The organism is Oceanobacillus senegalensis (genome assembly GCF_900176885.1).
GTDB lineage: Bacteria > Bacillota > Bacilli > Bacillales > Amphibacillaceae > Oceanobacillus > Oceanobacillus senegalensis.
Genome location: NZ_LT839648.1, coordinates 2965766 through 2989349, shown reverse-complemented (window position 1 = coordinate 2989349; position 23584 = coordinate 2965766). Strand labels below are relative to the sequence as shown.

The 23584-nt window shown below is 39.0% G+C and carries 13 protein-coding genes; 11 read left to right on the top strand and 2 right to left on the bottom strand.

Annotated features, from left to right (window positions below):
- Nucleotides 1-374 precede the first annotated feature (374 nt).
- Nucleotides 375-5393 (top strand): lamin tail domain-containing metallophosphoesterase family protein, encoded by a 5019-nt coding sequence (locus CAO17_RS14310; RefSeq protein ID WP_245831959.1) that lies wholly within the window; start codon nt 375-377, stop codon nt 5391-5393.
- A gap of 724 nt (nt 5394-6117) precedes the next feature.
- On the opposite strand, the gene CAO17_RS14305 is transcribed toward CAO17_RS14310, so the two are convergent.
- Entirely contained in the window at nt 6118-6741 is a 624-nt protein-coding gene (locus tag CAO17_RS14305; protein ID WP_085993360.1) for a TetR/AcrR family transcriptional regulator, read from the bottom strand.
- A 293-nt stretch (nt 6742-7034) separates the two neighbouring features.
- Here CAO17_RS14305 and CAO17_RS14300 point away from each other — a divergent pair, with 293 nt between their 5' ends.
- The 8 genes from CAO17_RS14300 (at nt 7035) to CAO17_RS14260 (ending at nt 19728) form a co-directional block, all read left to right on the top strand.
- The gene (locus CAO17_RS14300; protein ID WP_085993359.1) at nt 7035-8144 is read left to right on the top strand and encodes an FAD-dependent oxidoreductase; all 1110 of its coding nucleotides are present in this window, start codon (nt 7035-7037) and stop codon (nt 8142-8144) included.
- A gap of 234 nt (nt 8145-8378) precedes the next feature.
- Nucleotides 8379-9308: an alpha/beta hydrolase gene (locus CAO17_RS14295; RefSeq protein WP_085993358.1), complete on the top strand. Its 930-nt coding sequence runs from the start codon at nt 8379-8381 to the stop codon at nt 9306-9308.
- Nucleotides 9309-9623: 315 nt separating this feature from the next.
- Entirely contained in the window at nt 9624-10832 is a 1209-nt protein-coding gene (locus CAO17_RS14290) for an MFS transporter (RefSeq protein WP_085993357.1), read from the top strand.
- Between the two features lie 240 nt (nt 10833-11072).
- The gene (locus CAO17_RS14285; RefSeq protein ID WP_179151965.1) at nt 11073-12488 is read left to right on the top strand and encodes a sigma-54 interaction domain-containing protein; all 1416 of its coding nucleotides are present in this window, start codon (nt 11073-11075) and stop codon (nt 12486-12488) included.
- Between the two features lie 229 nt (nt 12489-12717).
- Nucleotides 12718-13452 (top strand): isochorismatase family protein, encoded by a 735-nt coding sequence (locus tag CAO17_RS14280; RefSeq protein WP_143833767.1) that lies wholly within the window; start codon nt 12718-12720, stop codon nt 13450-13452.
- 542 nt (nt 13453-13994) lie between these two features.
- Complete coding sequence (locus CAO17_RS14270; protein WP_085993354.1) at nt 13995-16139, top strand: hydantoinase/oxoprolinase family protein; 2145 nt, start codon at nt 13995-13997, stop codon at nt 16137-16139.
- A complete protein-coding gene (locus tag CAO17_RS14265) occupies nt 16132-17901 on the top strand; it encodes a hydantoinase B/oxoprolinase family protein (protein ID WP_085993353.1) in 1770 nt (589 codons plus the stop codon). The genes CAO17_RS14270 and CAO17_RS14265 overlap by 8 nt, the downstream gene beginning before the upstream one ends.
- A gap of 363 nt (nt 17902-18264) precedes the next feature.
- Nucleotides 18265-19728, top strand: a complete 1464-nt coding sequence (locus CAO17_RS14260; protein ID WP_085993352.1) for a sodium:solute symporter family protein — start codon at nt 18265-18267, stop codon at nt 19726-19728.
- A gap of 317 nt (nt 19729-20045) precedes the next feature.
- Here CAO17_RS14260 and CAO17_RS14255 read toward each other — a convergent pair whose 3' ends face one another.
- A complete protein-coding gene (locus CAO17_RS14255) occupies nt 20046-20963 on the bottom strand; it encodes a LysR family transcriptional regulator (protein ID WP_085993351.1) in 918 nt (305 codons plus the stop codon).
- 427 nt (nt 20964-21390) lie between these two features.
- Here CAO17_RS14255 and solA point away from each other — a divergent pair, with 427 nt between their 5' ends.
- Both solA and CAO17_RS14245 read left to right on the top strand, forming a co-directional pair.
- The gene (gene solA, locus CAO17_RS14250) at nt 21391-22563 is read left to right on the top strand and encodes an N-methyl-L-tryptophan oxidase (protein ID WP_085993350.1); all 1173 of its coding nucleotides are present in this window, start codon (nt 21391-21393) and stop codon (nt 22561-22563) included.
- 365 nt (nt 22564-22928) lie between these two features.
- Nucleotides 22929-23357, top strand: coding sequence for a GlcG/HbpS family heme-binding protein (locus CAO17_RS14245; protein ID WP_085993349.1), 429 nt, complete (start codon nt 22929-22931; stop codon nt 23355-23357).
- The last annotated feature ends 227 nt before the right edge of the window (nt 23358-23584 follow it).

The window sequence follows — 23584 nt, the reverse complement described above, 5'->3', positions numbered from 1 at the left end:
GGAGTTTACCGCTCTTTACTAACACCCAATCTTCTATAGTGCGCCCATCCAGTCTCTTCCTATATTATCAGAAATTCTCTTAAACTAGAATATGTCATACCATTTTAAGCTTTACGAGCAAAAAAGGTTCCATCATATAGTATGACAGAACCATCCTTCATTTTCTTTTATTAGATTAGTAGTGCGTCAGAGAGAACCGTCCCTCCCATTCCATGGGGATAATATCCTATTTCATTTCGCCTGTTTTAATTCATGGAATCTTTAAGATGGGTTAACCTTTATTCAACAAATTCCCCTCATAATCGACAGTATAGAGTAGATTACGTTAGGAGGATTTCATGGATAGGAAGAGGAGGAAGTTTTTATCGAGTTTGATGATTGGTACGGTTCTATTTACGGACATTGCCATGGTGTTGCCGGGTGATCGTACTTTTGCGGAGGAGCAAGGGGAGGTATCTCCGGTAGTAGAGGTGCAGAAGGATGCTACGCCTACTAGTGAAAAGGCCCTTCAGGAGAAGGAAGTTAGTAAAGCAACTACATCACAGGAAACAAATGACAAAGTTCCTCAAACAGAGCCAACAAATGAAACGACAGAGAAAGAGAACAAACCTTTAAAGGAAAATACGCAAGTTGAGGATAACGAAACAACAGAGGATCAAGAATCACCTCAGCAAGCTAAAAGTAACCAAACCGAAGAAGCAAATCTTACTAATGAGACGGAAATGAAGGAAGAAAGCACAGAACAGGAAAACCCCGTAACAGAAGCGGAAGCAGAATCGCAGGATAGCTCCAATACGGAATCCGAAGGGAATTTCGATGAGTATCCACCATTATTAATCACGGAAATCTCTCCGAACTCTGAGGGTGGTGGAACGGATTACTATGAGTTTTTTGAACTTTATAACAATACGAATCAACCATTATCGCTACAGAATTACTCCTTTGTTTACCGGTATACCAATACAGGGGAGGATCTAGTATTCCAAGTGCCACCTGTCACATTAGAGCCTGGGGAGGCATTGGTTCTCTGGTTTAACAATGGGGAGCGTACATTGCAGGATTTTAACGATAATTTTGGGACAAACTTGACGAGTGAACAGGTCGTGGAATATACATCCGTTTTCCCGGGATTCAGCAATGGTGGGGATCGTGCCATTGCCGTGAAGGATAAGGATGGCGCGGAGATTATTTCGGCCAGCTATTTGGGAGAGGACAATGATAATAGTGGAGCGGATATTCATTATCGTTACCCGTCAGAAGGAACAGTGATGGAGAAGGATCAAGGTTCAGCGGTTCCAACACCTGGTACGTTTGAATCCACACAAGTTCCAGCAACGCCTGTGACATTGCCGGACGTTCCAGATGACACAGAGGCACCAACCATTGAGCATACGCCGATTACGGAAAGCAGTTCGTTTTCACCAGTGAAGGTGGAAGCGACAATTACGGATAACCGATCCATCCCGCTAGCAACACTTCATTTTAAAGAAGCGGGAGCAGAGAATTTCACCGCGGTAACGATGAATCCGAGTGCAGAGGATTCGTCCATCTATACAGCAGAAGTTCCGAGTAAGTCGGTACAGGAGGATGTTGTTTATTACATAACAGCAACGGACGGAAGTAATGAGGCGACGACAGAGGAAATGACGATATCCGTTGAAACGGCGGACGTTGATTTTCAAGAGGTTCCGCCCTTATTGGTAACCGAGGTGATGCCAGATACATCCAATATCGGTGGTTCTGATGGCTATGAGTTTATCGAAGTGTATAATAACACCGGTCAACCCATTGATTTTTCAGACTATAAGTTAAATTACCGCTATGACAGGGATCCATCTCGGGATGTGGTCTGGCCTTCTGTCCCAGAGGATGTCGTGATTCCTGCTGGGGAAACGCTCGTTTTTTGGGTCATTAATGCCAATAATGGCGAGGCGACAGTTGCCGATTTTAATGCGCATTATGGTACGGGTTTAGTAGAAAATGAGGAAATTGTTCGCATTTACACTGGGGGAATGGCCAATGGTGGCTCCCGTGGATTGGTGGTGAAGACGAACATGGGGAATGAGATTTCCGGATCCTACTATAATGACACGAATGTGGATGATGCCCAGCCGAACAAGGGGATTGTGTTTACTTTTCCAAAGGATGGGTCCATCGAAGCGATGAAAGTAAGTGCCGGAGTAGAGGATGGTACGCCTGGAGAGGTGGAATCCTACCAGGTACCAGAACAGCCATTACAGCTAGAGGAGGATACCATACCTCCAACTGTTGAAAATCGAACCGAGGCGACTGAGGTGGATGAACAGGAAAATATCCAAATCGCTGCCAATGTAGAAGATGACAAAGAGGTTGTCAGTGTTCGTTTATTCTATAAAACTACGAATCAAGCAGACTATAAGGATGTCGTTTTGCAAAAAGATCAAGAGAGCGGTCAGTATCAGCATACCATCTACTCCCCAGAATTGATTGGAAACAAAAAGGTAGAATACTATTTTACCGTGTCTGATGGTATGAATGAGGTAACGAGTGAAACCTTCGAAATCGCAGTGACTAGTGATTTTAAAAATGAGAGCCTACGTTTAAACGTGAGTGAGAAAGAGGTTTTAAGTGGCAATGTCATCTTAAAAGGGACCTCCAGAGAGGATGCCACCGATGACGTGAGCCTAAAGATTGATGGGGAGGAGATAACGGACACATATGCTTCCGTGGAGCGCCCTGCTTATTTTGCTCTAGAAGTAAACGGGCTGAATACGTATTTCAAAAATGCCGTCACGATGGGGGATGAGATTCTTCTCATGATGGATAAGGACTGGCTCACCGAGTGGAAAACGTTCAGTGTTCCGATCAACCCAGATGATTTAACCGTTGGGGAAAATACCATAACGGTTCGGTCTGGAAACAAAGCTTCTCCGTATGATTTAGAATCCAAGGAAAACCGTGATAATTACGAGATACGAAATGTTCGCTTGGTTTTATCAGATGGATCGATTGTAAGAGATCCGAATTTCGCCGATCCGACCAGATCCATGGGAATGAATGATGGGCATCCATTTGAGGATTTTAGCTTCAAAATTACCAACGAGCATGCCGAATCTCAAACCCACGATTGGGATACAACACAGGTTGCAGATGGTGAGCATGTGATTACCGTAAAGGATAGCGATGAGGAAAAACAAGCGACCATACTGGTTGACAACACCGCACCAGCTGTGGAAACTACTGTTACGGATGGAGAGGAATACAAGGGTGCCTTTTCCATTGATGCGGAGGCGACAGATGAAACTGCTGGAGTCGAAGCGGTAAAGGTGACGCTGGATGGCGAGGAATTGGAAGTGCCGTATGAAACAGCATCCTCCGAGCTTGAACCAGGTGAACATGTGCTGAGGGTTGTAGCAACGGATGCAGTAGGAAATGAGCGTGAAGAAGTAGTTTCCTTTACCGTTGTTGCGGAAAATCCAGACCAGCCTGAATTAATCGCGCCGGAAGCTGGGGCGACTGTGGATGGGAATCCGAAGCTTCAAGTTCGCGTCACGGATCCAACAGAGGATGAAATGGACGTTACCTTCTATAAGGGTTATCACTATGATCCAAGTCAAACCGAGCATGTCCAAGCCTGGGAAAATGCGGCGGACACCGAGCCACCGCAAACAATGGTACCCGAGGGTGAGGAAGCCTTTAGCCCAGAGGATATCGCAAACGTTTCTGATATCGATGGAAAATACCTGACGACCGATTCGGATACACAGTTCCCGTATCATCGTTTTGAGGTAACCATTGATGAAAAAGTGGATGAAAAAGATGTCGTCGAGCTGGTTTGGCAAGGAAATTCCCTCGAAGGTAGAAAGGTATCGATGTATGCATGGAGCCATGTGGAAAAGGATTGGAAATTAGTAACCTACCAAATTGCAGGTAAGGAAGACTTTGAATTGAGTGTGGAAGTTGAGGTTAGCGAATTTGTCCAGGATTCGAAGGTTCAAGTCCTTGTCCAGGATGAAATTCCAAGCTCACCAGAAGAGTATGACTATACTTTTGTCTGGATGTCCGATACTCAATATTATGCAGAGAGCTATCCACATATTTTTGAACGACAAACCCAGTGGATTGCGGAAAATAAGGATGAACTGAAGATTGAATATGTGTTCCATACCGGAGATTTAGTGGATGTATCGACTGAGGAATATCAATGGAATCATGCCGACGAATACATGGGAACGTTGGATGAGCATAATATTCCATATGGCGTATTAGCTGGAAACCATGATGTCGGTGGTATTGCCAATGATTACACACAATACTATCAATATTTTGGTGAGGATCGTTTCGAGGATAAGCCATACTATGGTGCCAGCTACAAGAATAACCGTGGACATTATGATTTAATCTCCGTTGGTGGAAACGATTATATCATGGTCTACCTTGGCTGGGATGTCACCGATGAAGGAATTGCCTGGGTGAATGACGTACTAGAAGCGCATCCTGATCGAAAAGCAATTTTGAATTTCCATGAATATCTATTAGCAACTGGAACAAGACACCCACTTGGGGAAAAATTATACAACGAAATCGTTGTGCCAAATGAAAATGTGATTGCTGTACTAAGCGGACATTATCATGAAGCCCAAACCTATATCGATGAAATTGATGATGATGGAGACGGTTCCCCTGACCGCACCGTATATCAAATGCTTGCCGATTACCAGGCAGGACCAGAGGGTGGTCAAGGCTACATGAGACTGCTTCATTTTGACCAGGATAACAATCGAGTCATTGTCAATACGTTTTCTCCATACATGGATGATTACAATTTCTACGATACCGATGCCTATCCAGAAAAAGATGAATTCACCATTGATTTAGATTTAACCGTACAGGAAAAACGCATCGCAACCGATTCCTTCTCCGTGAACGTTTATACGGACAACGAAATTGGAAAAGTTGCAGATGTACCTAGTGGAGAAACAGCAGAGGTCGAATGGAACGGATTAGAAGCAGGCGAGAACTATGCATGGTACGCCGTTGCAGCCGATGAATATACTGGTGAAGCAACCTCAGACATTTGGACCATTGTAAAAGGAAGTAAGGACGACGAAGGTTCCGATGAGGAGGATGAAAATTCAGAGGAAGGGGAAGAACGACCAGTCGCTGAAATCAAACCGAAGAAAAATAACGGAACAGCAACCGTACATTCTAAAGACCTACGAGCCATCGAGCATGGTGCAGTCGTAACCATCGACATCACCAACAAGAAAAAGAAACGACGCCTACTACTAACCAAAAAACAAGTCAGCATCCTAAGTGAAAAAGAAACAACCCTCATCGTCATTAACGGTGATAGTAAACAAACATTTGAAATGAACGAAGTAGAAGTAAAGAACAAGTTCGTAGTGGAATGAGTGGATCAGAATGAATTATAGGGACGGTTCTCAGTGGTGCATTATATGATTGGTTAGGAACAACTATAAGGCCTGTGCCATTCGCTAAAGGACAGCGAATGCACAGGCTTTCGTGCGTGGTAACCAAGGAAAGAAAAGACGGTAGGAAAGCTCATGACCGTACGGTTCCGCTTTTCCAGTGGAGTGCGTCAAAGGGAACCATCCCTCTGCTTACATCCAAAAAAATTTCCCTATTATAACCATCACTCTAGTAAATATTTTAATTTCATAAAACCAAAATGATTTTCAATTTACATGGTATTTCGTTTTAATTTTTCTATAACTCTATCGTAGCATATTTCCATCCAAATTCTGGATCTTAGGTAAAATGAATGTATCTTATTTATTATAATTTTACCTTTATTCGTAAAATAAAATAACCCCATATCTTTTTATATGTGAATGGATAGTTAACCCAAATATATACAGGTATTAACCACAAAAATAAAGAAAGACTAAATAGTCACTTGCTTGATTGATATATTTTCTTATCATTTCATGGATGAATTGGTTGGATTTCTATGATCTAAAACATAAATATCATATCCCTAGCTAGATGTTGGAGCAAGAGGAGTGGTTCTTAGTGATGCATTTTGGCTATGGTCTCACCCTTCACCGCTAGCATCAGGTATGAATAAACGCCAATCTATTAATAAATTGGCGTTATGTACTCTATTTAGGATAGTTACTGATTGGAAGCAGTAATGGCTTTCATATAAAGTCGTGTACCCATTTCGGCTAGGTCCTTTTTACCTAAATTATTCTCTATTGTTTTGTTTTTTAAGCTATATGAGGAAATGATTCCAAAAAATGTTTTTAATAGAAGTTCAGGTGGAATTGACACATCAACTACACCCTTAGTTTGTCCTTCCTTAAGTACTGGAATTAAATAATCTGCTAATGTCTGTTCGATTTTTTCAATTTCCTTTTCTTTCGTTTTTAGGAATATTGGAAGATCACCTAATAAAGAGATAAGGGATAAGGGTATTTCTGAATCTCTTTGCAAAAAGTTCAAGAGACTCAAATAAGTCATGTTTTCTATTTTTTTCAATATAGGAAGGTCCTTCATTGTTATCTGTTCAAGATCCTTAGAAAAATCAGGAAAATCCCGGAAAAACAGTGAAAAGATAAGATCCTCTTTTGACTTAAAATGTCTATAAAGTGTTACCTTACTAATCCCAACACGAGATGCTATTTCATCCATTGACATGTCAAAATAACCCTTTTCAATTAATAATTCTTCAGCAACTTGAAGGATGTATACTTCGCGATTATGTTGGACTTGTTTTTTAGAAAATGGTCCTGTCATAAACTCATTCCTTATGGTTATTTTTTAGGTAAATGGTTCAGGGTAATATTATTGTTTTATCTGTGTAAACAATACAACTTTTTACTCAATTTAGATTACATGAAGAGTAAAGAAAAATCAAGAAACCGGTCATAAAGAACCGGTGTAAAATTTAGTTATTTTGAATCAATTTAAAAAACCCCTTTGATTTTTTCGCTTTTATATTAGTAATATGAACTCGAGGTACAGTTATTTACCCAAAGTGCATAAGTGGACTATGGGTACAAAATTTGTAATTTGGAGGGAAGTTATTTATGCGGTTCAAAGACAAGCAAAAATCTGAATTAAGGGTTGCTATTATTGGGGCAGGTATTGGTGGAGCAGCGGCGGCAGTTGCGCTGCATAGGAAAGGAATAAAAGCAGATCTTTACGAACAAGCAACAGCCATTAAAGAAGTTGGTGCTGGGATTGGAATGAGACCTCCGACGTTAGATTTTTTTAAAAAGTGGGGGATTTATGATGAAATTGTACAGAAGAGTTCTGTAAGTAACTATATGGATGTAGCAACAGCGCATGGAGAAGTCTTAGTAAAGGAAGCATGGCCGGTTTTAACTGACAATCCGGAGGAAACATGGGCAAGATTAATTCACCGGGCAGATTTAATAGATATTCTCTTAAATCATGTCCCACCTCAAAATGTCCACTTAGAGCACAGATGTAAGTCAATTACCGAACATGATGATTATGCGGAAGTTTATTTCGAAAATGGCAAGAAGGTGGAAGCTGATTTAGTCATTGCGGCAGATGGAATACGATCCACTATACGGAGACAATTCTTCAGTGATGCAGAGCCGATTTATTCTGGAATGCATGCGTATCGGACCATTTTAAAAGAAAAGGATGCATATTTTGTTGTCAATGACATATTTAGAGTCTTTGTGGCTGAGAGCGGTGCTCATATTTATCTAATGCCGCTGCACCATCGAAATCAAGTTTCTTATGATATTACCGTCCGTTCTGATGACGCTTCGTGGCATCCAGAGGTAAGCAGAGAAGATATATTACAGCACTTAAAAGAATTTGATCCTAAATTTCGGGAAATGGCAATGATTGCTGAAGATTTTACCTGTCGCGCCGTTTTTGATATTGATCCGATTAACTGTTGGACCTCTAATTGTATCGGATTACTTGGGGATGCTGCTCATGCGATGCTCCATCATCGTGGTCAAGGTGCGAATATGGCGATACAAGATGCAGGTGTTTTAGCAGAATCTATAGAGGAAACTGACACAATACAAGATGCCCTGAAAATCTATGAATCACGCAGAAAGCCGATGACCCGTCATTATCAAGAATTATCACGCCAGTCTCCAAATGTAAAGGCTGAGACGGCTTTTCCAGAAAAAGAAGCATTAGGTATATGACACTATGTATCGCAGGGTAAGGTGCAGTAATATCCCCATCTAAAAATAAAGGAAAAAAGAATCAGTTATACCCTTGTGGTATAGACTGACCCTAAAATCCCGATTCGTTCGGCCCTACAGGACGTAGGTCTCAGGAGGCGTTGTAACGGACGTTGCGACTTTAGCCTTTGTTCCTTTTTTCAGTGGGTCTCTGATTGAAGATTCATTTTATAAAAATAAGGAGGAGTTTTACAAATGGTGTTACATCCTGCAATTCATCAATTCTTAGAATCAATGCCTCAGTCTGATTCTAATCAAAAAATCATACCAGAAGAGCATAGGAATGCAATGAACACACCCGTAATACCGCTGGAGGAGCGTGTACAGGTTCATTCTGTTGAAGAGCAAACCATTCCTACTAAAGAAGGAGATGTAAATGTTCGAATCTATACACCAGAACTAAAAGACGCTTATCCAATTTTAATGTATTTTCACGGTGGAGCCTTTTTCTCAGGTAGTTTAGAAAGTCATGATGAGATTGTCCGGCCGATTGCGATGGAGTCCGGGTATAAAGTCATTTCTGTTGATTACTGCCTTGCTCCCGAACATCCTTTTCCGGCGGCATTGGAAGATTGCTACAATGTGACAAAATGGGCAAGAGAGCATATAGATGAATTGAATTGGGACGGGGAGAATCTTGCGGTTGCTGGGGATAGCTCAGGTGGCAACCTAGCTGCTGCGGTATCCTTGGTGGCAAAGGAGAAAAAAGAATTTACGATTACCAAACAAATATTATACTACCCATCCTTAGATCTGGATTTTGACAGGAACCGTTATTTGTCACTAATGGAAAACAGAAAAGGGAATGGTTTAGAAACAGATGCACTGCCTGAATATAATTCATTTTATTTATCTGGTGGCGCTGATCCAACGAATCCACTTGTTTCACCAATCAAAGCAGAAAGCTTGGAAAACCTTCCATCAGCATTAGTTATCACAGCGGAACATGACCCGCTTCGTGATGAAGGAGAGCTCTATGCTGAGAAATTGAAGAATGCTGGTGTCGAAGTGATGATGAAACGGTATGAAGGTACCATACACGGATTCTTAGCTAAATGGACGCACCTAGATGAATACAAGGATGTTTATCGTCTTACTGGTGATTTCTTAAAAAAAGGAATCTAGTTATATCCTGAAAAAATAAGTGGCTGAACAACATGTCAGTCACTTATTTTTAAAAACAAAATTACACTTTCATTGAAATCGAAAAGTCCTAACCATTAGCTTTTATGTAATATCTTGATAGAAAGCCAGAATGGAGTATTCAACGAATTTATTATTTACATCTGCTCTCTAATAATTAATGGATTGAACCAATTGCAACAAACACATATCTTTTCAAAACTTGGATGTAGAAAAACTTCATTTAAATGGTAGAGAAAAACAGTAAGAAAGCCAGTTGGAATTGACTTTTTTCGAAGAGATTTAGGAGGAAATAGTATGAGTAAGGAAAAACTTTGGACAAAGGAATTTATATTCGTATCCTTGATTAATTTTATAGTTATGATGGTATATTTTGTATTAATCGTAACCATTGCTCCCTATGCTGTCCAAGAATTCAATGCTCCTACAAGTGTTGCTGGACTTGTATCAGGAATTTTTATTATTGGCTCTTTAGTTGGGAGATTAATAACAGGAAGAACTATTCAGGATAGAGGTAGCAGGCAAACGATACTGGTTGGCCTCACTTTCTTCATTATTACTACCGCATTATACTATGCAGCTATTAATTTATCATTATTACTTATTATTAGACTTTTACATGGCATTGCTGTGGGAGTAGCCAGTACCGCAGCTGGGACGATCGTTGCTCAAATCATTCCTAAAAACCGACGAGGGGAAGGAATTGGCTATTTTAGTATGACTGCTATATTAGGCTCTGCTATTGGTCCATTTATCGGAATCCTATTTACACGGGATGACGACTATATCAGTATTTTTTTATTTAATTTAATCTTAGCTATTATTTGCCTTGTGATGGTATCTGCTATGAATATCCCTGGTCACCAAACATCTACTAAAAGTCAAGGAAAGCGTGCAAAGGGGTTAAAACTTTCCAATTTTATTGAACCAAGAGCAGTACCCATCTCTTTTGTAGCACTTGTCATTGGTTTCGCTTATTCTGGCATTATGTCTTTTCTGTCTTTTTATATGGAGGAGATTCAATTAGAAGAGGCTGGGGGATTTTTATTTCTAGTCTATGCTACTTTTGTTTTACTTTTACGACCTTTTACAGGGAAATTGATGGATCAAAAAGGGCCGAATATCGTCGTATATCCATGTCTTATCATTTTTGCTCTTGGCATGTTGGTATTTAGTCAAGCACACCATGGAGTAATACTCTTAGTAGCCGCTGCACTTATTGGTTTAGGTTATGGTAACTTTGTTTCGATTGTTCAAGCAATTGCTATAAAGGTAACTCCACCTAATAGAGTAGGATTGGCTACTTCTACTTATTTTATTCTATATGAATTAGGACTTGGTATAGGACCTTTCTTACTTGGATTTCTCGTTCCAATTACAGGATACCGTGGTATATTTCTATCGATGGTCTTTGTCATTCTAGTATCTATTTTTCTTTACTACATTCTACATGGGAAAAAGGAAAGAGCATCCAATCAAAGGAGAGCAGAAGAAGCTACTTTGTAAAACCACTCATTTACTATGTTAAGGAGCAGTAATACTTCCACCATAATAATGGAAGAAACTGTATATTCCATCTTTTTATATAACAATCACTTTCATTCATTCTGATAAAAGTGTATGATGGTAATATTCAGAATAATTTGCCATTAATGCATAATCAATACCTTTCTTGCCAGGTGAAAATGCATGATTATCATAAATAATTACGGCGTCCGTAAAAGGATGTTACTAGGAGGAGATATATTGGAGCATTCCATGAAAATGAAAGAAGAGGTAATGGAACAAATACAAGACTATATATTTGGAGGGTTAGAATCTTCTTCAGATGGTGTGTTAATAGCTGATATGGATGGTAATACGCTTTACGTTAATCCAGCTTATGAAAATATATCCGGCCTAAAAAGAAGTGAAATTCTTGGGAAAAAATTGCAAACACTTCTAGATGAAAATGCTTTTAATGAATCCGCAACCTTAAAGGTATTGGAAACCAAGCAATCTATATCATTGATTCATAGGTATATATCTGGCAGAACCGCACTTACAACTGCTGCCCCTATATTCGACAAAGATAAAGAAATGATAGGAGTCATATGTAATACGAGAAACATAGAAGATCTAATAAACCTAAAGAAAGAACTGGAGAGAGTCAATCTAATAAAGCAGCGATATTCTCAAGAATTAGAACTTTTGCGAAAAGAACATTTCCCAGCTAAGGGACTGATCTATAAAAGTATGGCTATGCAGGAAGTATTAAGGTTTGCCTCAAATGCAGCTGCATTTGATAGTACGATACTTATCTCTGGAGAATCTGGAACGGGAAAGGAAGTTTTAGCCAATTTTATTTATCAACATAGCAATCGTAAAGATAAGCCCTTTATAAAAGTAAATTGTGCAGCGATACCTAAGGATCTATTTGAATCTGAGCTCTTTGGTTATATGCCTGGTTCTTTTACAGGAGCTTCTAATTCTGGAAAGGCTGGATTGTTTGAACTAGCCAATACCGGAACGATACTGTTAGATGAAATTGGAGAACTCACCATGCCGATTCAATCTAAGTTGTTAAGAGTCATACAAGAACAGGAAGTTTTACGAATTGGTGGAACAAAACCGATCAAATTAGATGTGAGAATTATTTCTTCAACTAATAGGAATCTTTTAGAGGAAATTAAAAATGGCACATTTAGAGAAGATTTATATTTTAGGATGAATGTGATTCCCATTACCATTCCTCCCCTCAGAAATAGACCAGAGGATATAAGAGAGTTGATCAATCACTTTTTAAAAAAACTTAACACAAAATACCAGAAAAACGTCATCATGTCCCAAAACCTTGTCGAAGCGCTTGTAAAATACTCCTGGCCAGGAAATGTAAGGGAGCTACAAAATGTAGTGGAATACATGTTTATTATGAACGAAAGAGAAGAAATAAGTTTTGAACAGCTACCAGATAAGATATTAAATGAACATGTACTAATGAACGACTATAAACACGCTGAAGGTCAAAAAGGTAAGTTAGATTACCTGATGGAGGTCTATGAAAAAAGTATATTGCAATCCGCACTTAATAAACATAGTTCCTTGAGAAAGGCAGCAAAAACCCTTGGTATTAACCCTTCCACTCTTTCTAGAAAAATTAAAAAATATGATATTGATATTTAAACATAGAAAGCTGTTGCATTTTTGCAAAATAGGTCATAATGTTGCAGAAATGAAAACGTTATCACTCCTAGTGTTTTTGCCCTCTCCATACATTTCTGTTGCATTTAAGCAACAGAGTATTCATTTTTTATTACCGTATTTCCTATTATATGAACCTTTTAAAAGTTGGCACGGATTTTGCAACGATTTAGGTAGAAACATTTTTATAAATATGAGGGAGGAATTATTCATGAATAAAAAGTACACAGACAATCAAGGGAACTATGAATTTGATCAGGAGTTATTAGAAAAGGCATTTGCAGAGGCAAGAAAAATTTATAAAGAGAGAGGGTTCCAAAAACGAATGGGCTTTGGGAAGGCTCCAGCGATTACTACCGTTGACATGGCGAAGGCTTGGATGAGTGAAGGACATCCATTTACGTGTAATAACAACGATGAAATTTGTGCAAATGCTTTAAAGGTATTAGAAGCTGGGAGAAAATCTGGTGTCCCAATTTTTCATACAACAACGGGCTTTGTAGGAAAAGAACAGTGGGATTTACCAAGATGGGATGAGAAAATTCCATTGCATACATTAGAAATAGACTCCGAATGGATGGAAATCGATCCAAAGCTTAAGCCAAGGCCAGAAGAGCCAGTTATTCATAAAAAATATGCAAGTAACTTTTTTGGAACACATCTCGCTCAAACATTGGTTAAACTAGGGGTTGATACACTAATCGTCATGGGAGCTACAGCTTGTGCATGTGTACGTCATACCGTAATGGATTCTACTGGATATGGGTTTAAAACCATTGTACCAGAAGGAACGATCGGTGATAGAGTGCCAGGAGTTGTGGAATGGAATCTATTTGATATGGATGCAAAATTTGCAGACGTTCTACCAGTTGATGAAGTAGTTGATTACTTAACTAGCATCGATGATAGTGTTTACAACAGCAACAAGACAAAACAGTTCACTTAATAAATATGAATATCACGGGGTAGTCTAGTGTCATTCCCTTTAGTATGACCATATTAAAGTAAGTTCTGAAATCATCACTTAGGTGCAAGTATAGACCACTTCTAACAGTGACTTGGTGGTCTAATATACTTCCTACTAAAATGATGATTGGAAGAGATACTGGATATAGTAGATGAAGACTATCAAGAATACGTAATGACCTAAGGTTACGTGAAAACCCCACCCCCAAAATGGAGAGAATAACATAATTTTTATGTGGGGTTTTCATTGTTCCTAATAACTCAATTCTGCTCTCTCCTATGATAAAAATAAACTTGGGAGAAGTGGGGGGAGCCTCGGCTGAATGAAGCTTTACTTTATACGTATTTATGGCAATCAGTTTGGATGATAAGAGATATCTTTACAAGTTATTATACAAACATGAGACTTAATTTTATAATAATTTTAAATATTATAAAAATAGATCGAACTAATAGAAATAATAGGGAATGATTGTTGTAAATAATTTTGACTACTAATCCACAAATGAGAGGAGAATGTGTATGGTTCGTATCGGGGTCGATGTTGGTGGTACGTTTACTGATTTGATATTAATAGATGAGAAAGTAAATAAAATAAACGTACACAAAGTACCAAGTACACTATATGACCAATCAGTCGGTGTCATTAAAGGAATTAAAGAACTTTGTACAATGAGTGGTGTCGATGTGCGGGATGTGGAATACATTCTTCATGGAACCACTGTTGCAACCAATATTACGATAGAAGGTAATGGTGCGAAGGTTGGTATGCTGACAACAAGAAATTATCGCGACATACTGCATATAGCTCGTCATAAAAAGAGTGAAAACTTTTCTATTCAGCAAAGCCTTCCTTGGCAGGATAATCCATTGGTAAAGCGTAGGCACCGTATTCCAATTACGGAAAAGCTTCAAGCACCTAATGGACAAATCCGTACTCCAATGAATGAACAAGAGGTTCGTGATGCGGTTAGAAAGTTGAAAGCGGAAGGGGTAGAAGTTATTATTGTAGCTTTCCTTTTCTCATTTCTTAATGATGTCCATGAGAGAAGAGCAAAAGAAATAGTGAAAGAAATTTGGCCGGAAATACAATGTTTCACCTCCAGCGAGGTTGCGCCTCGGATACGTGAATATGAACGTTTCAGCACGACAGCAATGAATGCCTTTGTTGCACCTAAGGTTAATCAATATATCAATAATTTAGTCCAATCGCTTAAAGAAGCTAATGTGAAGGGGAAACTCCAAATCATGCAATCGTCAGGTGGAATGGCCTCATCTCAAAATGCGATGGTATCCCCTATGAATCTATTAAAATCTGGACCTGCAGGAGGCGTATTAGCTGCTTCATGGTGGGGGCAGTTAGAAGGTATAAAAGATGTCATTAGTGTCGATATTGGTGGTACTTCTGCTGATATTTCTATTATCCCGGATAATACTCCACGAGTGGTAAATCCAAGGGATGCGGAAGTGAATAGTTATCCGGTGGTTACCCCTATGCTAGAAGTTGATACGATTGGTGCTGGGGGAGGATCTATTGCCTATGTTGACGCTGGTGGAGCATTTCGTGTAGGACCAAAGAGTGCTGGTTCAACACCGGGACCTGCATGTTACGGGCAAGGCGGTGAAGATCCGTGTGTAACAGATGCCAATGTTGTTTTAGGAAGGTTGGATCCAGAACAGTTTTTGGGTGGGGATATTCCGCTCTACCCAGAAAAAAGTGCTGAGGCTATTAAAAAGAAGGTTGCTGACAAATTAAATATGACTGTTGAGGAAGCAGCCTTTGGAATACTAGAAATCATTAATAACAATATGGCACTTTCGATTCGAGAAAATTCTGTACGTAAAGGAATTGATCCAAGGGATTTTGCCTTATTGGCAGCTGGCGGTGCAGGGCCACTCCATTCTATTGATTTAGCCAAAACGATTGATTCGAAGCTTGTAATGGTTCCTAATTATCCGGGTATTACAGCCTCTACTGGTTTATTAGTTAGTGACTTAAAATACCATTTTAACGCTTCCCATATCGAGAAAATGAAAACGATTTCATATTATCTTGTAACAAGGTTGGTACAGCAGCTAGAGCAATTAGAGCAGAAAGCCGAATCACAGTTAATTCAGGACGGTATCAGTAAGCGTAATATTGAGTTTGAACGGATTGCGGAATGTCGCTATATGGGCCAAGGTTTTGAGTTGCGTGTGCCGATTCCAGAAGGAAAATTAACCAAACAAAGCATCCAAGAGATTGTATCTAGATTCCATTCTATCCATCAACAGGAATATGGTCATTACTTTCCAGAGAATACGGTAGAATTAATCTCTTTAGATATTGTTGCAAAAGGAAAGACACCATCACTAAGATTGCCAAAATTAGAGGAAATGAAACGAACAAATCCAAAGGAAGCTAAGATGTATGAAAGGCAAACCTATTTTAAAGTAGACGGGGAATTTAAAGGATTGCCAACACCGCGATATCAACGAGAAAAATTGATGGCGAATGATTGGATTACAGGACCTGCTTCCATCATTCAACGTGATTCAACAACCATTGTTCCGCCGGACTGGCAAGTGATAGTTTCTTCGCATGGCACATTACTTGCAACACCAAAAGAAGGGACTTCCAAAGATAGAGAAAAGAAATTTTCAAAGGTGGTGTTAGGGGATGAGTAAAAAGGTTGATCCAGTAACGGTGCAAGTCATTGGTGGGGCGTTGGATACCATTGCTAAAGAAATGTCTCATCTTATGCAACGGATGGCTTATTCTTCACTTATCCGGGAGTCGGAGGATCTTGGTGCTGGGATATTCACAAGATTTGGCGAAACATTGGCTGAGTCTGACTCAACGCCAATGCAATTAGGATGTCTTCCTGGTTATATTCAAGGGTTTCAGGAAGTACTCGGGGACGATCAGCATCCAGATGATATTATCTGGAATAATGATCCATATGCTGGTGCATCCCATTCACCTGATATATCGCTAACGCAGCCCATTTTCTATGAAGGTGAATTAATTGGTTATGCAGGAACAACTGCACATCACCTTGATATTGGTGGTGCACAGCCGGGATTAATCGTCGATGCCCCTGATGTTTATGCAGAGGGTTTAGTATTAAACGGTGTAAAGCTGTATGACAAAGGAAAACCGAATGAAACATTGTTTGAAATTGTCAGACAGAAGGTGCGCACATCCTCCATCGTTATTGGCGATCTAGAAGCACAGGTAGCTGCTTGTCGACTTGGGACAAAGAGGTTTATAGAACTTCTTGATAAATTTGGAAAAGATACGGTACTAGCTGCTGGTGAGGAATTAATGAATTATTCCGAACGAATGATGCGCACAGAAATCGCTAAGATTCCTGATGGTGAATATGAAGCAGAGTCATGGCTGGATGATGATGGTATTAATCTGAATGAAAAATTGAAGGTACATGTGAATGTAATTAAAAAAGGCGACGAGCTGGAAATAGATGTTTCTAAATCTGCTGACCAGGTTGCTTCTGCTTTTAACGCTGCCTATTCTGGTGCACTATGTGTAAGTGTGTATAGCACGTTACGTTCGATATTTCTTGATACCTATACTCATGAAGAATTTGTGCCAGCTAATCATGGTGTGTTTCGTCCGATTAAAGTAACAGCGAGGAAGGGAAGTATCTTTAACCCAATAAAACCGGCGGCTACCTTTAGTCGAGCAAACCAGGTCAATACTGCGGCTGATTTAATTATTAAGGCATTAACATCCGTCATACCGGAGAAAACTTGTGCAGGTGGATCCGCCAATATCCAATTTGCTTCTTATTCCGGTTTGGACCAGGATCGTAATTATTGGGTGTACATTGAAGTTAATGAGGGTTCTTATGGTGGTCGTCCTGAAAAAGACGGCATGGATGCCATGGACTATGTTTCATGGAATACGCGAAACAATCCAATTGAAGACCTTGATATGCATACTCCGATGATTTGCGAGCAGTATGAATTAAGAGAAGATACTGGTGGTGCTGGTAAAACACGAGGTGGACTCGGAATAATACGTTGGAATCGCTTTTTGACAGATGGATTTATGTCCATGGAAGGGGATAAACACACCGTAAAACCATGGGGGTACAATGGTGGTTTACCAGGTACGGAGGCATCATTAATTAAAAACCCGGATATCAATCCGGAGGAACTCCCTTCCAAATTAAACGGGAAACGTTTTAAAGCAGGGGAATCTGTGAAAATTATGGTACCATCTTCCGGTGGTTACGGTGATCCACTAGAACGGAATGCCAGAAAGGTCTATGAAGATGTCCTTGACGAGATTGTCTCTGTTAAAACTGCATTTAATGATTATGGTGTTGTTATCGAACAAGGGCATCTCAATATGGAAAAAACGGAAGAAAGAAGAGAAGATATGCGCAAACAGAGAGGGAAGCTACCATTATTTACACAATAAGTAATACTAGAAAGGGTCATTATACCGATGGATAGATAGAATCATGGTAATGCTCTAAAGTAGGGCATTTACCATTTAGTAAAATAGGAGTTTGTTAACTTTAAAAATTGCTTATTAATTGAGACATATTCTCATGTACGGAAGTTTCTTATCTATAGAAGTTTCTTATCTATATAAGAAGAGTTATTTTTAATGAAGTAATTTTAGAAGTGCAAACGTTCCAAAAGGAGTGATTAAGATGCATATGGCTTTTCTTTACTACATCATTTGTGTAGGGGGAACCTTATTTTTATCTATACTATATATGAATAAATATTGGACAAAAGAAAAGATGGATAGATTTATTAAAGGGGAATCGGATTGATGGACAATACCATGATCACGATTATTGTATCTTTGTCACTTTTTCTAGTATTCCTGCTTATCGTTGGATATGTATCCTCAAAGAAAACGAAATCTACGGCAGATTTTGCGTTGGCTAGTAGGAATATGGGTCCACTTATTGTTGCTGCTACGATTATAGCAACGTATGGTAGTGCAAGTAGTTTTTTAGGAAACCCTGGACTTGCATATGAATATGGCTGGTCTATGACATGGATTTGGGTAGGCTGTCTGATTGGGATCGTTATACCGATTTTATTCTTTGGACCAAGGATGCGTATGATTAGTGTGAGATTAAATACGTTAACTGTTCCAGACTTTTTAGGAGAAATATATGAAAGTAGGTTTTTACAGTTAATTATGTCGCTCGGGATATTAATATTTTACACACCAATGATGGTCGCCCAATTTAAAGGAGTAGGAGTGTTATTTAGCGCCTTTTTTGGAACCTCATTTGACTGGCCAATTATTGTACTAGGTGCCGTTTTAATTATATTCTCTTCAAAAGGGGGATTTGTAACTGTTGCTTGGACAGATGCGGCCCAAAGTATTTTTATGGCGGTACTCATGATATTCATCGTTCCAGCAAGTATATATATGGTAGGTGGATGGGGAGCGATGAATGAGAGGTTAACTACTATTGATTCCACTCTTACAGGGATTTTTGATCCGGTGATGTTTACCCCCATAACCGTTATTTTTATGCTAATCTATTATAGCCTATGGCAAATTGGTCAACCATACATGAGTATTAGACTTTTTGCCTTAAATGATGTAAAGAGCTTTAGGAAAGTGGTCATTTATGTCATTCTATTTACAGTTATCATTAGCGGGGGTATGTGGGCAGGGTATGCGGGTAGAATATTATTTCCTAACCTAGATCAAGCAGATGCCGTATTGCCAGTATTTGTTAGTACCTATTTTCCGACTTATATAGGAGCGTTGGTAGTCATAGGCGTTTTATCAGCAGTGCTTACTACAGTTTCATCTATTTTACACTCAGTGGGTACAACCGTCGGGTATGATTTAATCCAAAAGTGTTTTGGTATGAAATTAACGGATAGGCAAAGTCTAAGAATCTCACAGATTAGCACATTGATCATAGGAAGCATTGCTATCGTCGGTTCACTTGTTCGAACGCCTGAATTTCTTTCCATCCTCGTGTATGGTGCACTAGGCGGAATGGGGTCTCTTGTTGTAGGTCCCATCATTATGGCCGTGTTTGATAAAAAGGCAACAAAAGAAGGAGCAATTGTTGCTTCCCTTTTAGGAGTTGTAGCTTTTTCCATTTTACTTCTAAATTCTAATGTCTGGATTGCTGGATCAATCGGTATGGTTATTTCAATCATTGGCACATACGTATTTAGTAGAATCTTTGGTTCGCCGTCTAGAAAGTTAAAAATGATTCATGAAAATTTTAATACTGCAGAGAAAAAAGCTATATAATGAATGAAGGAGTAGCAACGAATTCTGAAAAAGTTCTATAGTCTAGTTTCATTATATTCGCAAATAAAAAGGGGTAAACTGTAATAGGTTTACCCTTTTTTCACGTTGGAAAACATGAAATACTATGAGGTTAAGGATTCAACATAGAAAAGTACCAATTATAAGAAAAACGGCCACATTCGCTTAGAGGCGAGAGAAAAAGGTTTCTAAAGTATGTTTGGTTGCAAATGGACTATATGTGTCAAGTTCAGTTGATCCTTTAAAATTTCCGTCTACTATATGTGTACACTGTTCTTCATTGATTCTTATAGAGTACTCTATACAGGAAATTGTTTACGATGGGAGAATGGTAAAATGGATTCAATCATCGGGTGGCAGGATTTATTTTTATATTCGTGTATGGTGTCCATGAATTTTTCCATTGCATTGGTTAAATAAGCGTCTTTCCGGCGGATAAACACAGTTGAAATATTACTGTACTTTTTTGGAATATCGTGGCATTGGATTGCCCCCCTTGATTCTAAATGATTAACGGTTGACTGCGGAACAAGGCTAACCCCTAGACCAGATATAACACTACCCAAAATGGTTTCCAGTGTACCGAATTCCATGATTTTTGCGTTGACTACTCCTCCATCACGAAGCCAATTTTCTAGTCGTTCCCGATAAATGCACCCCGAATTGAAGACCAGAAGGGGTTTATTTTTTAAATCGTCAGCAGTAACTTCTTGGCTATCAGATATTAATACTAATTTCTCTTGGAAAACTTTAACTTGCTCAATTTCAGGATGTGTCCCAAATTCTGTGACAAATGCACCATCAAGCTTACATCGTAAAACTTGATGGATAAGTTCTTCTGTGACACCAGTACGAAGTGATAGATCAACATTGGAGTAATTTCTGTGATAGGCTGATAAAACCGTTGGTAGTTTCATAACCGTTTCAACCGTCCCGATTTCAAGGGTACCCGAAGGATTGTCCGAATCTTGGAAAGCTGCGGTTATATTATCCATCATGAATAAAATTTTTTCAGTGTAGGCTAGAAGTTTTTTCCCCTCCGAATTCAATGTAGTTCCTCGGCTATGACGATGAAAAAGTTGTGTTTGTAAATATGATTCTAATGACTTTATTCGAGCAGTTACATAGGATTGAACATAACATAACTCATCTGCTGCTTTACTAATACTGCCATTTCGAGCAACACTTTGAAAAATAAGCAAGTCTTTGATTTCCATTTACAACCCTCCACTAATTATTCCAATGACATCCATTTAGTGATAAAAGCTATCTTTTCTAATGATCAAGAGCTCAACTATATTTTATAATAATTTAGAATATTTAACAAGTTGGCAATAGTGTAAATCTTAGGGAGCGAGAAGATGAAATCTATATTGAACATCCCTTCGTAGTTATGAAATGATGGTATGGAATACGTGTTCTATACACCATCAGTAAGACAGATAGCAGACATCTTTACCCATCATTATACATGGAGATAAATCGTTCGTATAATAATGGTAGGTTCTATATTATTTACAGTTTACTGATTGACCTACGAGGATCTTTCGTATATGGGGGTGTGAAAGAAAAATAGTGGTTATTATGTAAACGTTTACCTGGCTTTGGTTGGAGTGTAACCATAAAATACGAGGGGGGATAAAGATGACGAAACATTATGATGTTATTGTTATTGGTGCTGGTTCCATGGGAATGGCAGCTGGGTATTATTTAGCTAGACAAGGAGTTAACGTGTTACTAGTAGATGCCTTTGATCCGCCACATGATCAAGGAAGTCATTATGGTGAGACCCGAATTATTCGTCATGCCTATGGGGAAGGACGAGAATATGTTCCTTTGGCACTTCGTTCGCAGGTATTGTGGAATGAGCTAGAAAAAAAGACGCATCACAAAATATTTATGCAAAGTGGTGCCATTGGTTTTGGACAAAAAGGGAATGCTCCATTTATTGACGAAGCAATCGAAAGTGCTAAGGAATACAACTTGAATGTGGAACGATTAAATGGTGCAGAGTTGAAGGATCGATTCCCTGGGCTAACTGTTCCAGATGACTATGATGCATTCTACGAGCCGGATTCAGGATTTTTGTTTAGTGAAAACTGTATCCAGGCATATCGAGAACTAGCTGAATTTCATGGGGCTGAACTTTCTATGAATGACCCGGTTCAAACGATTGAGGCGTATGATCATTCGGTAAAAGTAATTACCAAAAAGGGCAGTTTTACTGGGGATAAGCTAATACTTAGTGCTGGATCCTGGAATGGAAAGCTGGCTTCCAACGTTGGTCTGAACCTACCACTTGTGCCATCTCGTCAACCTGTTGCCTGGTTTGAAGCAAATGAAGCATTGTTTAATGCAAATGCATTCCCAACGTTTATGGTAGAAGTTCCAAATGGTCATTCAAGGGCTATTTATTATGGCTTCCCATCTTTTGGAGGGTGTGGAGTAAAAGTGGGGAGACATGAGTATATTGATGCGATTGATCCAGATACCATGAATCGCAATTTTGGATCTAGCGAAAATGACGAAGGACATATCCGTGAGTTCTTGGATCGCTTCATGCCGGAAGCATCAGGGGAGCTGAAAAAAGGTGTCATTTGTATGTACACACGTACTCCTGATGACCACTTTATTATTGATAAGCATCCGGAACATTCACATATTTCTATTGCGGCTGGGTTCGCGGGTCATGGATTTAAATTTGCTAGTGTTGTCGGGGAGATTTTATCTCAACTAGCCATTTCAGGTGAAACCGACCATGACATTTCCCTCTTCCGTATAAATCGACCTAGTCTATCTATGAAAGCAAAAAATTAAATTGAAGCTTGCATAAGAAGAACAAAGATGGGAGTTGATTCTACTATTATATAGTTTTCTCGCAGGTTAAGGGGCAGTAATACCCCCTATGAAAGAAAACCTAGATGATTGAAAGTTCCCTTTATTAATTTAAAAGTCAATAGAGAAACGTCTGATATGGGATATCAGCTTTACAGATTACAGGTATCTATAATAGTTATTTTACCTGAATCCAGCTACCACCTATGATAGAGGTAGCTTATCATAGAATTAACCTATTAAACGTCATAAAGGGAGGAATCTGATAATATCATATAATGTTCTATCAGTGCTGAACCATTTTTACTGGATGAATGCAAAATGATTGATAATAGGAGGAATTGATAATGAGTAAATTAAATTTAGAAGTAGCGAAAAAACTAATTGAAGGTGCTGAGCAAGAATCAAAAAAACTTGGTGTTAATATGGTCATTTCTGTTTTGGATGAAGGTGGAAATCTTATTGCTGTTCATCGCATGGATGACGCTTGGCTTGCAAGTGTAGAAATAGCTCAAAATAAAGCTTGGACTTCTGTTGCACTGAAAATGCCTACTTCTAACTTAGCCGATGCAACGGTTCCGAAAGCTGAGCTTTATGGGTTGAATACAACAAATAGTGGAAGACTTGTAGTATTTGGCGGTGGTATCCCACTTAAACAGGATGGTAAGGTTGTTGGGGCTGTAGGTGTGAGTGGAAGTAGTGTAGAACATGATGTTCAAGTAGCGCAGGCGGCAGTTAACGTTTTTGAAAGTTTGAATGTTGGTGCAGGTCGCTAGCATGCGCAATCTACCTATTTATCTTTAACGATCAAATTGTGGCAATATTAAACTAAGAAGAGTAATTAGAAAAATAATTCCGTATCGTGATAGAAGCGATACGGAATTATTTTTCTAATTAGGATTTTTATCGCATACGAAAAACTTTCTACATGAGATTACTAGAACTAGGAATGTATTCATTTAATGATAGAAATTTCTTGAATAAAAACGCCTATCTATTCCAG

Coding starts and splice junctions, on each gene's coding strand:
- CAO17_RS14310 (WP_245831959.1), top strand. CDS start 375: ATGATTGGTACGGTTCTATTTACGGACATTGCCATGGTGTTGCCGGGT.
- CAO17_RS14305 (WP_085993360.1), bottom strand. CDS start 6,741: ATGACAGGACCATTTTCTAAAAAACAAGTCCAACATAATCGCGAAGTA.
- CAO17_RS14300 (WP_085993359.1), top strand. CDS start 7,035: ATGCGGTTCAAAGACAAGCAAAAATCTGAATTAAGGGTTGCTATTATT.
- CAO17_RS14295 (WP_085993358.1), top strand. CDS start 8,379: ATGGTGTTACATCCTGCAATTCATCAATTCTTAGAATCAATGCCTCAG.
- CAO17_RS14290 (WP_085993357.1), top strand. CDS start 9,624: ATGAGTAAGGAAAAACTTTGGACAAAGGAATTTATATTCGTATCCTTG.
- CAO17_RS14280 (WP_143833767.1), top strand. CDS start 12,718: ATGAATAAAAAGTACACAGACAATCAAGGGAACTATGAATTTGATCAG.
- CAO17_RS14270 (WP_085993354.1), top strand. CDS start 13,995: ATGGTTCGTATCGGGGTCGATGTTGGTGGTACGTTTACTGATTTGATA.
- CAO17_RS14265 (WP_085993353.1), top strand. CDS start 16,132: ATGAGTAAAAAGGTTGATCCAGTAACGGTGCAAGTCATTGGTGGGGCG.
- CAO17_RS14260 (WP_085993352.1), top strand. CDS start 18,265: ATGGACAATACCATGATCACGATTATTGTATCTTTGTCACTTTTTCTA.
- CAO17_RS14255 (WP_085993351.1), bottom strand. CDS start 20,963: ATGGAAATCAAAGACTTGCTTATTTTTCAAAGTGTTGCTCGAAATGGC.
- solA (WP_085993350.1), top strand. CDS start 21,391: ATGACGAAACATTATGATGTTATTGTTATTGGTGCTGGTTCCATGGGA.
- CAO17_RS14245 (WP_085993349.1), top strand. CDS start 22,929: ATGAGTAAATTAAATTTAGAAGTAGCGAAAAAACTAATTGAAGGTGCT.